Consider the following 15,086-nt stretch of genomic DNA (forward strand, 5'->3'; position numbering starts at 1 on the left):
AAGAAGGAAAGAGATTTTTTGATGGAAGTTGCTAAATTTAACTTAATCAATTATTTTTGTTGGTGTTGCTTCTTGCACAACAATGAGACCATCATAAGCCTCTTCAGGTGTCATTTTAATGGTATACAGCATTTGTGTTAGCTTATACCACGGACGGAAATCATCACCGATATTGCCCATTCTTTGCTTTTGGGAAAGGATATCTGCCAGCTCCTTCGATTGTTTGGCAGTTTCAAAATCCACATAAAAGATGTTGCTATCGATGTCACTAAAAGCATCCACTAACACATTATGATGTTCAATTGAATATTCCTTTCGTTCACCAGAGCCGTTTTGTGCTTGAAATGTATTATTGACAAAGTCTGTGCCAATCGCAAAATAGTGTTCTTTATATTGCTCATTTAAGTATTGTCCCATTGATTGATAGCCTGCCATCGAAGCAGAGGTTTTCTCAATATGACCGTTATGAGCAGACATTAACACTTTATCATGCCCTTGCGTTGCTTCGTACTCCACAATCCATTGTAAATTTTCAGCCAAATATTCATCCCGTAAATTCATATAGTTCCCATCATTTACAAATAATTGCGTACGTTGCTTCATAATTTGTGCATATTGAGCAGCAAAGGAGAAGGCATCCTTTGATGATTTTTTCTCATATATCGCCTTGTTTGATTGTAAATCGTTGATGATTGTATCAATCGTTTTATCAAGCTCTATTAGCTGATTATTCGATAAATCTCTCATCGTTTTGTTGGAAACATGCTCTAGCTCAGTCGTAAATTTCTTAGCATTGTCAGCATGTACCTGTGCATAATAATCAAGCAATCCCTTTTTGCTATAATCATAGCGTTGCATATCATTTCCGTAAAAATAAATTTTATCTTGTTCATCGACTGTTAAGTTATAATCATGCATCCATTGAACAAGTTCAATCATTTGTTCTGTTTTATAAATGCCATAATCAAGAGCCTTTATAGCTTCCTCCGCCGTTCCAACACCGTTTAAAATAAATTGATTAATCTGCTGGGCTCCACCAAAATCTCCTTCTAAGACAAAAACATGGACATTTTCATTCTTAATCATCGCTTTAAATAGGTCTTTTTTTAATGTTTGAAATTCGATATTGCCATGTGTTGCTTCTCCAAACCCAATAATTTTTACATCATCAGGGATATTGATATCTTTTATTTCACTAGTATACTGCGAGACATCTTTTATAGACTCCCCCTGCCCACATCCAGCTAAAGCTACTAATAGCATAGAGGCAGTTAAAAATCGGAAGCTTCGTTTCATTATTCTCATGTCAATTCTCCTTTAAGGTGTTAAATGGCTTTTCGTTGGAAATAGTAATATCCTCCGAGGAAAAATAGGATGAACCCACCACCTACTACTGTTAACAATTGCTCCCATGGCACAAAGAATATATCGTCTGTATTGCCACCTATGTACATCATTGAAAAAGGCTGTGCCCAGGGATAATATGGACCAATTCGTTCAGAGTTCACCGCTAAAATTGATGGCAGCGTAAATATGACATTGACAGCAAATGGAGCAGCAAAGCTTTTAAACATTATGGATAACCATAATTGAAGGGCCACTAAAGGCAATGTTGCTACCCATCCTCCAACAATACTTTTCCATACGATTCCCATTGGAAAAGGATCTGTATAGCCCTTCAGCATACCTACAGCAAAGATGGAGCCTAAATACAAGAGCTGCATCGCTAGAACAAGCAGCATAATTAACACATATTTTGCTACAAATACTTTCCCTCTCGTTACCGGTAATGCTAAAAGCTGCTTCCATCCGCCAGACTGATGTTCATATCTACAGATGAGACTCGCAAAAACGCCCGTAATAAGAGGTAAAAATAATAATGCGTATGTTAAATTCATTGAAAATAAGGCAATATACCATTCATTTATTTCCAGTCCCTGCATATTGTCCTCTAAATTTGCTGATAGTCCAATGAAAAGCCCAATCATGGGCCCCGCCAAAATAATAGGTACCATTTTTGATTTACGCAATTTAAACCATTCAGCTTGCAGTAAAGCGTTCATTATTTCACGTCCCTTCTTGCAAAATCGACCATGCCAGCAATATAGAGTAAAATACCAATCCCTACACCTAGCATGACATTGATTATCGGCTCATCCCAGTGGTTCATCAATGATGGCCATTTCCATATCATCCAGTCAGGTAGAACATAGGAGGAATAAGCAAATATCACCCCAAAAATGCCTACTGTAATAGGAATTCCTTGATTATGGCTTACACTCGCAATCCACAATTGAAGTGCCAAAATAGGCAATGCTGCAAGCGCAGGGAAGTAACTAAATTTAACTAACTCCATATAAGGAATAGATTCACCTAGATTTAAAAACAGCCCATAACTCAGCGTAAAAATCATGAGTAGTGTTGAAGACAAAAATAGTAGAATAGCTAACACAGTATATTTAGATAAATACACGGTTAATTTGGATACAGGTAATGCGATAAGCTGCTTCCAAGCGTTAGTCTCGTTTTCAATACTCGCCATGAAGGACGTTAAAATGGCAATGCCCAACACAATGGCAAGCGGTGTAAATGAATGAACATTTAGTAAATAATAGCCCCAATCATCTTCACTTTGCTGTAAGAGGTAATCCTTTCTTACTCCATAATTGACCATTTGTAGAGCGACAACACCTAAGGGACCTAAGAGCGTTAAAAACCATAATCCTTTGCGTTTGATTTTTAAAAAATCAGCAGTTAACAGCTTGCCCATCATATCGCCTGCTCTCCCATCGTCATTTGCAGGAATATATCCTCCAATGAGCGTTTCTCTTCCTCCACTCGGAATACTGAAATACCCTCCTGAACAAGAACATGGACAATATGAGCAATTTTTTCATCTGAGCAATCCTCTAAGAAAATAACCCCATCTTGATAATCTGCTTTAATGCCATGGGCTAATAGAGAGCGCCATCCTTTTTCACCATTGTTCACTTTAAATAGAATCTTTGGTTGAGCAAATCTACGCATCGCCTCAATAGAATCTTGGAAAATCAATTTCCCCTTAGAAACAATCCCTACTTGAGTCGCCATTTGATCGATCTCTGATAATAAATGGCTGGAAATAATAATAGTCATGCCGTATTCCTTTGGTAGCCTTTTAATTAAATTACGAATTTCAATAATTCCTGAAGGATCCAGACCATTCGTTGGTTCATCTAAAATAAGTAATTCAGGATTATGCAGTAGAGAAGCAGCAATACCTAGACGTTGCTTCATCCCTAACGAAAAGCCCTTTACCTTTTTATTAGCAGCTTCCTTCAAACGGACAATTTCGAGAACTTCATCGATTCGAGATTTCGGTACACCTACTATTTTTCTTAGTGCCTCCAAATTCTCATATGCTGTTAAATGTGGGTAGTAGGAAGGATTCTCTACTAATGAACCTACATTGGCTAAGATTTGAATACGCTCCTTCGTAATGTCTTTTTGAAAAATTTTAATGGTACCTGTGGAAGGCTTCATTAAACCAAGAAGCATACGAATCGTAGTCGTTTTCCCTGCTCCATTTGGCCCTAAAAATCCGTATATTTCACCTTTTTGTATTTGTAAATTCATATTTGATACAGCTTGCTCTTTCCCAAAGTGTTTTGATAAGTTTTGTGTTTGTACGATATATTCCAATGTTCTCACCTCATTTACTATCATAAGAAGAAAAGGTTAAAAACAGGTATGGACCAAGTTTAAATTTTGTTTAAAAAACTTCTACTCTTTTTATAAGAGCCTTTCTTTTTCTGCTGCTATGCTTTCGATACAAAAAATTGTTGCATCAACATAAAAAAATCTGCGAGCTTTTACTTCCCAAGCTTCGCAGATTGAATCACATTTTTTATACTAATTTTTGTGCCCGAGTGATTGGAGTTTATGTCCCATTCTAAACCCATACCCTTTACCATTACATCAACAATGGATAAACCAATTCCTGCCCCCTTAGCATTCGATTCATTTTTCATCCCTTGACCATGGTCCTCAATCAGAAATGCTCTGTAGCTCTCCGTTGATTCCGTTGTCACCTTTATATATTTCCCACTGTTAGCGTGACGCAATACATTTTGGAATATATTATCAAATATTCGTCCTAACCATAATGGATCAACACGCCATTCATTAGGTTCAAATGCTTGCAGTTCAATGTCGATCGTAAAACCTTCTCGCTCAAAAACTGGATACCAGGTTGTTAGATGTTCCCGCACAAACCGAATAACATTGATGTTTTTCGGTTCGAAATTATATTTACTTGCCATTAACAATGTATAGGACATTAGATTTTCGATTAAAGCATCAATATTCACTATCGATGTTTCCATTGCCTTCAAAGCTTGTTTGCCTTCCTCTGACAAGGTTTCTTTGCTAATCGTATAGGACTGGGCTCTTACTTTTGTTAACGGTGTCCGTAAATCATGTGATAAATTGGCAATCAGTTCCCGTCTTAGCTGTTCTTCCTTCTGTTGACGCTGTTTACTATCTCTCAGCTCGCAAACCATTCTGTTAAAGCTATGCTCTAATTGCCCAATTTCATCCCGCTTTTTCACATGAATCTCAATAGGTAGACCGTCTACATCACGTATCTCCATGGCCTCTTGGAGATGTAATAATCTTTTTCGGATTCCTTTGAAAAATAAAAGCGAAACGACAATAAAAAATAAAATAACGGCAATTACACCAAAAAGTAAGAAGCTACCATAGTTATCATAGACCTTAATAAGCGGTGGATTAAAGGCTTCCCTTGAAATCTCTAATACAATAAAGCCATTTGATACATCACCGCCTACGAAAGCCATAACAGTAAATGGATTACCTCCATAGCGTTCCTTTATAAATTGAGTTGTATAGGCTGGTGTCCATTTTGTTGGTAACTGCTCCTTCACATTGACAGAAGTCAGGAGATTGCCCTCTTCACTTACCCAAAACATAGAGGCTGTAGGATATTGCTCTTGCCATTTTTGAAAAAACTCGGCAACAGTATGATCTGAAGCTTGTTTTATGCTGTTGGCCTCTGTATGCCATTGCTCCTCGATTTCACTTTCCAGAAGAACATCACTTGAAAATTCTCCAGACGCTGTTTTTGTAATGCCTAACACGAAAATCGCAACACCCAGATAGGATATTTGCACAATTGATATGGCTAATAAAATAATTAGCATATATTTTGCTAATAGTGATCGGAAAAATTTCATAGTTTCACCCTATAGCCTATACCTCGAATTGTTTCGATAATCAGAGGCTTTGCAGGATTTACTTCAATCTTTTCTCTTAAGTAACGGATATGTACCATCAATGTTTTATCACCTTCTATATAACTCTCACCCCAAACACCCTCATAGAGTTGTTCCTTCGTTAAAATTTGATTGAGGTGACGTATAAAATACTGCAATAAATAAAATTGTTTACCAGTCAAAAGAATTTCTTCTTCATCCAATGTATTGATAATTCGCATATCTTTCGTATAAATTTTTAGGTGCTTCAATGCTAGGACATCATCATTTTTTTGATATCTTCTCAGTAATACTTCAAGCCTTGCTACTAGTTCATCGGGGTGGAATGGCTTTGTTACATAATCATCAGCGAAGTGGAGCCCTTCAATTTTATCCTCAATAGCCGTTCGAGCTGATAACATTAATATTGGTAAGTCCTTATTTTCTCGTTTAATTCTTTTGCCAATGGAGAAACCATCTAAGCCAGGTAGCATCACATCCAATATAGCAATATCCTTTGAGGCAATATGTTGCTCAAGATCTTCTCCAGACTCTAACCAGGTTACTTCATAGCCTCTTTCAGTTAATTCCTTACTGACCCATTGCCCTATTTCTTTTTCATCTTCTATGTACAATATACGAATCAATGGTCACCCTCCTTATTACTAATTAAAAATTATATTAAAATACCATATTTTGCATTATACATTTAATTAGAAATTAAAAACAATATAAATCCCATACATGGTTATTATAGGGTAAAATCTTATTAATTGTGGGAATAGGCAGGTATACATACAAAATCCTACTGCCCTGTGGATGAAAAGATTCTTTACTTGTCTAAAGCTGCTCAAAACTTAGGATATTTAACAGTTCATGCAAAAGAGAGCAAACTAATGTTTCTAGTTTGCTCTCTTTTTGGATTATTATTGAATAATCAGCATATCATTTTCATCAAACTGCCACATGTCACCATAGGCTACTTCCCAGTAGTAGCCATTTGGATCTTGGAAATAGCCACTATAGCCTCCCCAAAACACAGTTTCTGGCTCTTTCACAATTGTCGCTCCAGCCTCTTTTGCTAATGCAAATACACGATCCACTTCTTCTTTTGTTTTACCATTATAGGCAAGTGTAATTCCGCCAAAGCCACGGCCAATTTCTGGTGGGTTGGCTTCATTGATGTCTTTGACTAAGCGTTCAATTGGAAAAAGCGATATTTTCGTTCCTCCATTATTAAAGAACATCACATCTGGATTCGTTTCATCCCCGTACACGACTATCTCAAAGCCAAGCCCCTCTCGATAAAATGCTAGTGATTCCACCATATCTATAACACCTAATGTGATTAAATTTAACCGATTCATCTTCCAATTCCCCTTTATAAAGTTTTACTATTTTTAATTTAAATTCGCTATCCAACAAAAATTCCCTTTATTACAGAAAAAAGTCATTCGTTTACTTCAGTCCAAATACTCTTTATACAGGCAATTGTCATTCCATAGCGCCCCATATTTTTCTGATTAGAAGATGCGTGACCAATTAGGGGCTTACCATTTTGTTTAATAGCAAAATTTTTTATTCCTCTAACCATTGTCAGCTCACAAAAGTTACCTCGACGTTTCTATGAAACAAAAATGTGCGTACTTTTTTTCACCTTATCGAAACATCATAATGAAAAAGCAATCAAGCAAACTCACATATTGGAGGAATAAAAATGATTACTCATTTACAAGATACAATCACATTAAATAATGGCTTACAAATGCCTGGTATGGGTTTAGGTGTTTTCCAAGTAGCGAATGGCGCTACTGCAGAAATGGTCAAAAACGCCATCGAGGTCGGCTATCGAAGCATCGATACAGCTGCTATTTATGGCAATGAAGAAGGTGTAGGAGAAGGTATTAAACAGGCACTAACATCCACTAGTTTACAACGTGAAGACCTGTTTATTACATCAAAAGTGTGGAACGATGGATTAAGCTATGAGGAAACTATTACAGCCTATGAAAAGAGTTTAGAAAAACTGGGTTTAGATTATCTAGATCTTTATCTTATTCATTGGCCAGGTAAAGATAAATATACTGACTCTTGGAAGGCTCTAGAAGACTTATATGATCAAGGTAAGATAAAAGCAATTGGCGTATGTAATTTCACAGCCTCACACTTGCAAAACTTACTATCATTTGCTCGCATTAAGCCTGTTATCAATCAAGTGGAATTTCATCCACGCTTACAGCAAGCTGAGCTTCATTCATTCTGTAATAACCACCAAATTCAACTGGAGGCTTGGGCACCTTTAATGCAAGGTGGGCTTCTTGAAGATGAAACGATTTCGAAAATCGCAATAAAATATGGAAAATCTAATGCTCAAGTTATTTTGCGCTGGGATGTACAAAACGGCATTATTGCGATTCCAAAATCTGTGCGTCGAGAACGCATGCTACAAAATGCTGATATCTTCGACTTCCTTCTAACAGACGAAGAAATGGCTACAATCAATGCGATGAATCTTGAACAGCGTGTCGGACCGAATCCAAATGAATTCGACTTTGCTCTATAAGCATAAAAAGAGGAAAAGAGACTGTCTTACATGTGACAGTCTCTTTCTCCCCTCATTACGATGTTTGCTGCATTGCGATATCTTCATCACGTTGTTTTAACAGTACATCTTCACCTTTATCCTGTAATAATTCAACATGCTTTTCGCCCCAAGTGCAAAGCATGTTCAGAATAGGTTCCATCCCTTGTCCATAGGTCGTTAATGAATATTCGACTTTTGGTGGTACTTGATTGAAGACCTTTCGATGAATTAATCCAGCCTGCTCTAACTCTCTTAATTGACTTGTAAGCATTTTTTGAGAAATACCCGGAATTAATCGGCGAAACTCATTTGTTCGAATTTTACCATGGTGGTTTAAATGACAAAGAATGACTGGTTTCCATTTACCGCCGATAACTTCAAGCGTAGCTTCAACACCAATATTATAAACTTTTTGCATTGTGACCCCCTGTAATATTCAAAAGTAACTAAAAGTACCGTACATATCTTTTAGGTATGTATGAATAGTACTACACACAATAAAAAAAATCAAAGGAGATTTTAATAGTATGTCAAAATCAAAAGAGTCAAGTGCTAAATTAACCTTACTAGCTCTTGCAATCAGTGCATTCGGTATAGGTTCCACTGAATTTATCAGCGTTGGACTTCTACCATTAATTACAGATGACTTTGGTATCTCTCTAAGCACAGCTGGCTTAACCGTTTCTATATATGCACTAGGGGTAACTGTTGGAGCTCCATTATTAACAGCCTTAACATCACGCCTTAGTCGAAAAACCGTATTATTGCTTGTCATGACCATCTTTATAGTAGGTAACTTAGCAGTCGCTTTAGCACCTAATTTCTCTTTATTATTAATCGGACGTATTATTTCAGCATTAGCACACGGTGTGTTTATGTCCATCGCTTCCGTTATAGCGGCTGATGTAGTGGAACCAAATAAACGAGCCAGTGCTATTGCCTTTATGTTTACAGGCTTAACTTTGGCTACTGTAACAGGTGTTCCACTTGGTACATTTATTGGTCAAGTAACAGACTGGCGGATGTCGTTCATCTTTATCGTCGTCATTGGGATTATCGGTTTAATTAGTAATGCGATCTTAGTACCTAACCAATTGTCGAAAGGCAATCCTATCTCTATTCGTGATATTGGCAAAGTATTAGGCAATATTCGCATGATTTTAATATTGTTCATTACCGCAATTGGATACGGTGGTGCCTTTGTTGTCTACACATATATTTCACCTATTTTAGAGAAATATATGGGGTATTCTCCTCATGCAGTAGTCATTATTTTAGTGGTCTATGGTATTTGCGTTGCGATCGGTAATACATTAGGTGGTCATTTTGCTAATCATAATCCGCTACGTTCTATCTTTATTATTTTTGTAGGACTTGCCTTGGCGTTGCTCGGCATTGGCTTCATGCTCGAATCACCTATTATCGGATTAATCATGGTATTAGTAATGGGCTTATTTATGTTTATGAATGTCCCAGGATTGCAGCTATATGCTGTTCTACTGTCTGAAAAATATGTACCATCAGCTATTTCTATGGCCTCAGCATTAAATATTTCTGCCTTCAACATTGGTATATTTTTAGGGTCCTATATTGGGGGCTTTATTATTCACCATCAATCATTAGCGCATACTCCCTTGTATGGATTTTTAATGGTTATGCTGGCAGCAATTGTTACATTAGTCTGGTACATTTTCGATAATAAAAAACAATAGGAAGTCAAATTTCATTTTGTATAAAAAAGAAGTAGAGAATGTGTATTGTTTGTTGATATGTTGTGTCCTATAATTTACTTGAATCAAACGAGAATGATTATCATTCTAGGTTAAGATGACATTCTTACTGTTTTAGTAAATTAATAGGAGTGAATAGCAATGCGTAGAGGTCGATATTTTTCATTTGTCCTTTTACTTGCACTAATGTTCGTGTTAGGTGCCTGTGGCTCAAATGAAGTAAAAGAGGATACAGCGAAAGAAGATCAATCAACTAAAGATACAAGAATTGTAGAAGATGAGTTTGGAAAAGTAGAAATTCCTACAAACCCACAGCGTGTAGCTGCTATCTATATGGAAGATTATTTAACTGCCTTGGATGTAAAACCTGTTGTGCAATGGTATCACCCATCATGGGGTAAACAGGACTATTTAGGATTAGATGTTCCTGAGTTCGACATTACTGGTAGTATGGAAACATTACTACAAGCTAAGCCTGATTTAATCATTGTGGATGGCGCCGCGGATAAGGCAAAATATGAAGAATACTCAAAGATTGCACCTACTTACCGCTTAAAAGAAGATATTCTACAAAATCCACGTGAAATTGTAAAAACAATAGCTGATGTTTTAAATATTCCTGATAAAGCAAAGGAAATCGTTGACAAATATGAGCAACGTGTATCCGATTTAAAAGCAAAATTAGATGAATCAATTGGAGACGAAACAGTTGCTGTTGTACGTCTAAATGTCGCAGATAATACATTAGCTTTATTTGGCATTCAAAATCGCTACACTGGCTATATTTACACAGAAACGGGCTTGACACCACATCCGTTAGCACGTGATATGACAGAGTTTCATGAAGTCTTATCTGAAGAGGCTATTCCAGAGCTAGATGCAGATCATATCATCCTTTTCCCTTCAAATGGCACTTGGGATTCGAAAGAAAATCAAGAAGCGATTAAATGGTTAGATAGTACACTATGGAAAACAGTACCTGCTGTTAAAAATGGGCATGTCTATATTGCGGATCGAACATATTGGCAGTCTGGAGCTATCACAGCTAACCTGCTGAAATATGATGATCTTGAAAAATGGTTCGTGAAATAATTTTCAAAAGAAAGCTCTTTATGAGGGCTTTCTTTGCATAGCGTTGAAAAACAAAACCATCCATAAAATTTTTGTGAAAGATGAAAATGGATTTCCGTTGCAGGCTACTTGCTTTCCTGTGGGCGAGCGCTGAGCCGCTTCCTCCGTGCAGGGGCTCGCCTGTCTCGCTATCCCATGGGAGTCAAGTAGCCTTCCACTCCAACCCACAAAAATGGTACCTTTTTAGCAAAGGTTTTCAAATAAAGTGAAGGTGTTTGCTACTTATTTTATGGAGGATGATTGTCATTCATCACTTCTCCATATTGAAAATAAGAGCCTATCCCCTCTAAGAATACAGATAATGGGCTATTTGATCGCTATACTACTATGAAAAAAAGTAAAGACACTTTGCAGAATGGTTGATTGGAGTGGAGCCAGCGTCACTCCTAGGGGATTTAGTGAACTGACCCCAAAAATTTGAACTTTTAAGAAACTCTTCGAAACTCAACTGGACTTTTTCCGTTGAGTTTTATTTTTATCCGTTCATGATTGTAGTAGTGGATATAGTCTACTAACGCTTTTTTGAATGCTTCGTAGTTCTTAAACGTTGTTGCGTATAGAAATTCTGATTTCATAATGCCAAAAAAGCTTTCTATCACGGCATTATCTAAACAATTTCCTTTCCGTGACATGCTTTGCTTGATTTCATGTGTTGCCAATAACGCTTTAAAACGTGGTATTTGATATAACCATCCTTGATCAGAATGGACGATTAAGCCACTCTTTTTCGATAACTTTGTATACGTAAACGCCTTCTTAAAAGACTGTTGAACTAACTCAAAATTAGGTGATTTTGATACCTCATACCCAACGATTTCTCGATTGAATAAATCTAATACAGCGGATATATAGATTTTTTGACCGTTTATTTTAAACTCCGTTACATCGGTTACCCATTTCTGATTGGGTGCAGTGGCTTCAAAATCACGTTGGATGACATTCTCTGCGACATAGCCGACTGTCCCTTTATACGAACGGTATTTTTTAGGGCGTACCGTCCCTTTTAAGCCCAATTCTTGCATCAATCGTTGGACCGTTTTATGGTTGATGAAAAACCCTTCATTTCGGAGGGCTAAACAAATACGACGATAGCCATAACGCCCCTTATGGTAATGAAAAAGCGTCTGAATTCGTTCTTTGATCGCCTGATATTTATCTGGTTTTACCCATTTTTGGAGATGATAATAATACGTACTTTTCTTAAGTTTCGCGACTTTTAATAGAGCTTGAAGAGGAAAATCCAACCTTAGCTCATAGACAGCTCTTACTTTTTCTTGGATTTGAAGGCATCCTTTTCTTGAACTAAGGCTTTCAACTTTTTTAAATAGGCATTTTCCATCCGTAAATACTCAATTTCGGCTTTTAACTCATCCGTTGTTTTTCCATTTAAATCGGACGAAGGTGGTTGTTTTTTTGGCATTGATTGGCGCTCCTTTTCTACTTGATAGAGCACCTCACCAGCCGTTGACATCCATTGTTTTTTCCATCTCCGAACGGTTTCACGGGAAGGAATATTAAACTTCGCAGCAGTCTGAAGGAGCGAATCGCCCGTCTCTATCAGGTGTTGAATTACTTTTATTTTAAAAGAATCTTCGTAATTCGTGAACCCTTGAGGACGAATAATTCCTTCGATGCCATGATAGCGATATAATTCAATCCATAATCGAATGTACTGTCGATCCCTCTGTAATCGATTGGCAATCTGATACGTACTTTCTTTTTCTTCAAAGTAAGCTAGAACTGCGGCTAATTTTTGTTCATCAGAAATCACTACCTGCACCCCCTATAGTAGATTTTTAAGTCCAATATTTTGGGTGCAGCTCATTAGCGTCACAGATGAGACCCTGGAGCGAGCGTAAGTGAGTGAAGCGGCTCATCGGACGCCCCCTGGAAAGGGCGCTGGCGGAACGGAAATCAACCTTTCACCTTGCAAATTTGCTTTTTCTGCCGTTGACATCATCTTTTTTCAACAACATGAAAGAAAGCTCTTCAGAGAGCTTTCTTTGTATTGTTCTCCAAATTCAATTATAAAGGGGTGAATCATCAATGGGTAACTTAACACATGTCTATACGTTACAAACTATTTCTTATGTGATTCAATCAACGAACAAGCAGCAGTTTAATAGTGATTTCTATACACTTTTCATCGTAATGAGTGGCAGCGGAAAGCTAGAAATAGATCATAACACCATTCATCTTAGTGAAGAAAAGTGCATATCGATTCCTCCTAATAACACGGCTAATATACGCATTCAAAACGAGCACCTTTGTTTTTATCAATTACAGTTCAACATTGTCCATCTTAGCAATAAACAGACTACTACTAGCCCTTTTACGCGTGTCAAAGAGCAACGTCTTCTCCCCTTTTCGCAATGTCGTAGACTGCTAGAAGCCATTTATCAGAACCGTCTAGCGGAGGATGAGCACACCATCTTTGAGCAGCATGTACACTTTCAAGAGCTGATGTTATTGCTCTTACATCAAACAATACCCAAGCTGGTGCAAAAAAATGATCGTCAATCTGTTGAGCAATCCATTAACTATTTGCATAAACATTTTGAAAAAGAGTGGACTGTCGAGCAGTTGGCAGAGCTAGCTGATGTTCCAAGATGGAATTATACCCGTATGTTCAAAGAGATTACAGGGCAAATCCCTCTTCACTATTTAAATAACATTCGCATTGAAAAAGCCAAGCAATTATTAATGACAACAAATGATCGGGTATTTGAAATTAGTCAGTCTATCGGATTTAATAATGAGTATTATTTCAATCGTCGTTTTAAAGAACATGTCGGCATCTCTCCAGGACAATATCGAAGAAACCAAAGCAGCAATCTACGTGTATTTGCACCATTCTTAGAAGATTTCTTTGTCGCCCTTGGGATTACACCAATTGCTCAATTCAGTCATCCAAAATGGGGAAAACAAGACTATTTAGGTCTACAAGAAGTGCCTGATATCGATGTACAAAATGGAGAAATGGATCGACTCCTTCACTATAAACCAACATTAATTATGCTAGATGCAGGTATAGAGCGATGGGAATCCTGTCATCATTTAAATGAAGTAGCTCCCATCTGTCATATCTCACATCCTGGAGAGAACTGGCAGTCTACTTTGTTTAAGATTGCTGATTTAACAGGAAAAACCGCCTTGATGCAAGACGTGATCCTACAATATGAGGATAAGGTACAGCAAGCAAAAGGAATTCTTAGTAAATCCGTTTATGGGCAAAGTGTGGCATTTCTTCGCATTTCAGCCATTGGCATTACTCTATATGCGGGTCCTGAATGTGGCTATACGGGGCCAATTTTATATCGTGACCTCGGTTTAATGCCACATCCACTTGTCTGGAGTATTCCGCACAATCAACGTAAAGCACCACTGACATTTGATCAATTGCTGCAATTAGATGCGGATCATTTATTTATTACTTTTGATAAACAACATTCCATTTACGAGAACGAGGAGCGTACGATTTTAAAAACTTCTATGTGGAAAAATCTAGCTGCAGTTAAAACCAACTGTGTATATGAAGTGGATTTTTTAACATGGATGAATTACGGTATTCTGTCTCATAGTAAAAAAATTGATGATGTCTTACATGTTCTCGGCTAAAAGAGGAAGCTCACTTTGGCTTCCTTTTTAAATGATTAGGACAGACATTGCACTGCAAAATAACACCTAAAGACGTTTAGCTACATAAGATAAGATATCAGCTATAGGATAGGAGGAATTACATTGTATTACAATCCTTATCCGTACTTTGTTCATCCTTATCATTACCCAACGTCGCCACTTGCCCAGCAGCTTGCCGTTAGACCTATTCCTCAACATTTGGCAATGCCGAACACTACCCCCTTTCCACCTGTCGACACACATAAATTAAAAATGTCAGCTACACGGATAAAGGCGATCATGCAACAGGCTCAATTGCTTACGGATAAAATTGATAGCTCTCAACAATTTGCACATGATCTAATGAATGCTGCACAGCTTTCAAATAAAACAGAGGTTGATAAATTAATCACATCAACAGGCATTACGATGAAATTTGATGCAAATTATACACCAGACAATTTCAGAATACGTCTTATGGATAATGGTTGTTGTGGCATAACCATAAATTTAAGTTGGTAAAAAAATTTACCCTTATATCTCTATCGAACTTGTAAACTATAAAATTCTATGCTAAAGTGTTTTTATTATTATTTCTGAAAATTCTTATATCACTTTTCTTATCGAGAGAGACGGAGGGATTGGCCCGATGAAGTCTCAGCAACCAGCTCAACAGTATGGTGCTAATTCCAATTGGCAAAATTTTAAGCCTGAAAGATGAGAAGAAGAACTACCGTTGCTTATTCTGGAGTCCTCTTCTAAGGGGACTCT

Annotated in this window: 15 protein-coding genes and 1 riboswitch; of the genes, 5 read left to right on the plus strand and 10 right to left on the minus strand. The window is 37.3% G+C overall.

Features of this window, described 5'->3' with window-relative positions; all coding sequences use genetic code 11:
* Positions 1 to 42: 42 nt before the first annotated feature.
* The 7 genes from MHI04_RS20980 to MHI04_RS21010 form a co-directional block, all read right to left on the minus strand.
* Positions 43 to 1,305, minus strand: coding sequence for an erythromycin esterase family protein (locus MHI04_RS20980; protein ID WP_231745009.1), 1,263 nt, complete (start codon positions 1,303 to 1,305; stop codon positions 43 to 45).
* A gap of 20 nt (positions 1,306 to 1,325) precedes the next feature.
* Positions 1,326 to 2,063, minus strand: a complete 738-nt coding sequence (locus MHI04_RS20985; RefSeq protein ID WP_342535162.1) for an ABC transporter permease — start codon at positions 2,061 to 2,063, stop codon at positions 1,326 to 1,328.
* The gene (locus tag MHI04_RS20990) at positions 2,063 to 2,773 is read right to left on the minus strand and encodes an ABC transporter permease (protein WP_036128706.1); all 711 of its coding nucleotides are present in this window, start codon (positions 2,771 to 2,773) and stop codon (positions 2,063 to 2,065) included. The genes MHI04_RS20985 and MHI04_RS20990 overlap by 1 nt, the downstream gene beginning before the upstream one ends.
* Complete coding sequence (locus MHI04_RS20995; RefSeq protein ID WP_141904205.1) at positions 2,770 to 3,681, minus strand: ABC transporter ATP-binding protein; 912 nt, start codon at positions 3,679 to 3,681, stop codon at positions 2,770 to 2,772. Before MHI04_RS20995 ends, MHI04_RS20990 begins: the two co-directional genes overlap by 4 nt.
* A 170-nt stretch (positions 3,682 to 3,851) precedes the next feature.
* Positions 3,852 to 5,234 (minus strand): HAMP domain-containing sensor histidine kinase, encoded by a 1,383-nt coding sequence (locus tag MHI04_RS21000; RefSeq protein WP_342535164.1) that lies wholly within the window; start codon positions 5,232 to 5,234, stop codon positions 3,852 to 3,854.
* A complete protein-coding gene (locus tag MHI04_RS21005) occupies positions 5,231 to 5,899 on the minus strand; it encodes a response regulator transcription factor (RefSeq protein ID WP_036128711.1) in 669 nt (222 codons plus the stop codon). Before MHI04_RS21005 ends, MHI04_RS21000 begins: the two co-directional genes overlap by 4 nt.
* A 279-nt stretch (positions 5,900 to 6,178) precedes the next feature.
* Positions 6,179 to 6,619 (minus strand): VOC family protein, encoded by a 441-nt coding sequence (locus tag MHI04_RS21010; protein ID WP_058843868.1) that lies wholly within the window; start codon positions 6,617 to 6,619, stop codon positions 6,179 to 6,181.
* Between the two features lie 350 nt (positions 6,620 to 6,969).
* On the opposite strand from MHI04_RS21010, the gene MHI04_RS21015 reads away from it, so the two are divergent.
* A complete protein-coding gene (locus tag MHI04_RS21015) occupies positions 6,970 to 7,815 on the plus strand; it encodes an aldo/keto reductase (protein WP_058843867.1) in 846 nt (281 codons plus the stop codon).
* A 55-nt stretch (positions 7,816 to 7,870) separates the two neighbouring features.
* On the opposite strand, the gene MHI04_RS21020 is transcribed toward MHI04_RS21015, so the two are convergent.
* Complete coding sequence (locus MHI04_RS21020; RefSeq protein ID WP_036128717.1) at positions 7,871 to 8,254, minus strand: helix-turn-helix domain-containing protein; 384 nt, start codon at positions 8,252 to 8,254, stop codon at positions 7,871 to 7,873.
* Between the two features lie 109 nt (positions 8,255 to 8,363).
* Between MHI04_RS21020 and MHI04_RS21025 the strand changes: the two genes are divergently transcribed.
* Both MHI04_RS21025 and MHI04_RS21030 read left to right on the plus strand, forming a co-directional pair.
* Positions 8,364 to 9,548 carry an MFS transporter gene (locus MHI04_RS21025; RefSeq protein ID WP_342535165.1) on the plus strand — a complete coding sequence of 395 codons (1,185 nt, stop codon included), beginning with the start codon at positions 8,364 to 8,366 and terminating at the stop codon, positions 9,546 to 9,548.
* Positions 9,549 to 9,707: 159 nt separating this feature from the next.
* Complete coding sequence (locus MHI04_RS21030; protein WP_330493685.1) at positions 9,708 to 10,658, plus strand: ABC transporter substrate-binding protein; 951 nt, start codon at positions 9,708 to 9,710, stop codon at positions 10,656 to 10,658.
* 464 nt (positions 10,659 to 11,122) lie between these two features.
* Here MHI04_RS21030 and MHI04_RS21035 read toward each other — a convergent pair whose 3' ends face one another.
* Together MHI04_RS21035 and MHI04_RS21040 are read right to left on the minus strand one after the other, a co-directional pair.
* On the minus strand, positions 11,123 to 11,977 hold the full coding sequence (locus MHI04_RS21035) for an IS3 family transposase (protein ID WP_145991300.1): 855 nt from the start codon (positions 11,975 to 11,977) through the stop codon (positions 11,123 to 11,125).
* Positions 11,962 to 12,468, minus strand: a complete 507-nt coding sequence (locus MHI04_RS21040) for a helix-turn-helix domain-containing protein (RefSeq protein ID WP_180957783.1) — start codon at positions 12,466 to 12,468, stop codon at positions 11,962 to 11,964. The genes MHI04_RS21035 and MHI04_RS21040 overlap by 16 nt, the downstream gene beginning before the upstream one ends.
* Positions 12,469 to 12,743: 275 nt before the next feature.
* Between MHI04_RS21040 and MHI04_RS21045 the strand changes: the two genes are divergently transcribed.
* Positions 12,744 to 14,315 carry a helix-turn-helix domain-containing protein gene (locus MHI04_RS21045; protein WP_330493684.1) on the plus strand — a complete coding sequence of 524 codons (1,572 nt, stop codon included), beginning with the start codon at positions 12,744 to 12,746 and terminating at the stop codon, positions 14,313 to 14,315.
* 123 nt (positions 14,316 to 14,438) lie between these two features.
* Complete coding sequence (locus MHI04_RS21050; protein WP_036128728.1) at positions 14,439 to 14,837, plus strand: hypothetical protein; 399 nt, start codon at positions 14,439 to 14,441, stop codon at positions 14,835 to 14,837.
* 95 nt (positions 14,838 to 14,932) lie between these two features.
* Positions 14,933 to 15,039: riboswitch (SAM riboswitch) on the plus strand.
* The last annotated feature ends 47 nt before the right edge of the window (positions 15,040 to 15,086 follow it).

It is taken from the genome of Lysinibacillus sp. FSL K6-1151, from assembly GCF_038630755.1.
GTDB lineage: Bacteria > Bacillota > Bacilli > Bacillales_A > Planococcaceae > Lysinibacillus > Lysinibacillus fusiformis_D.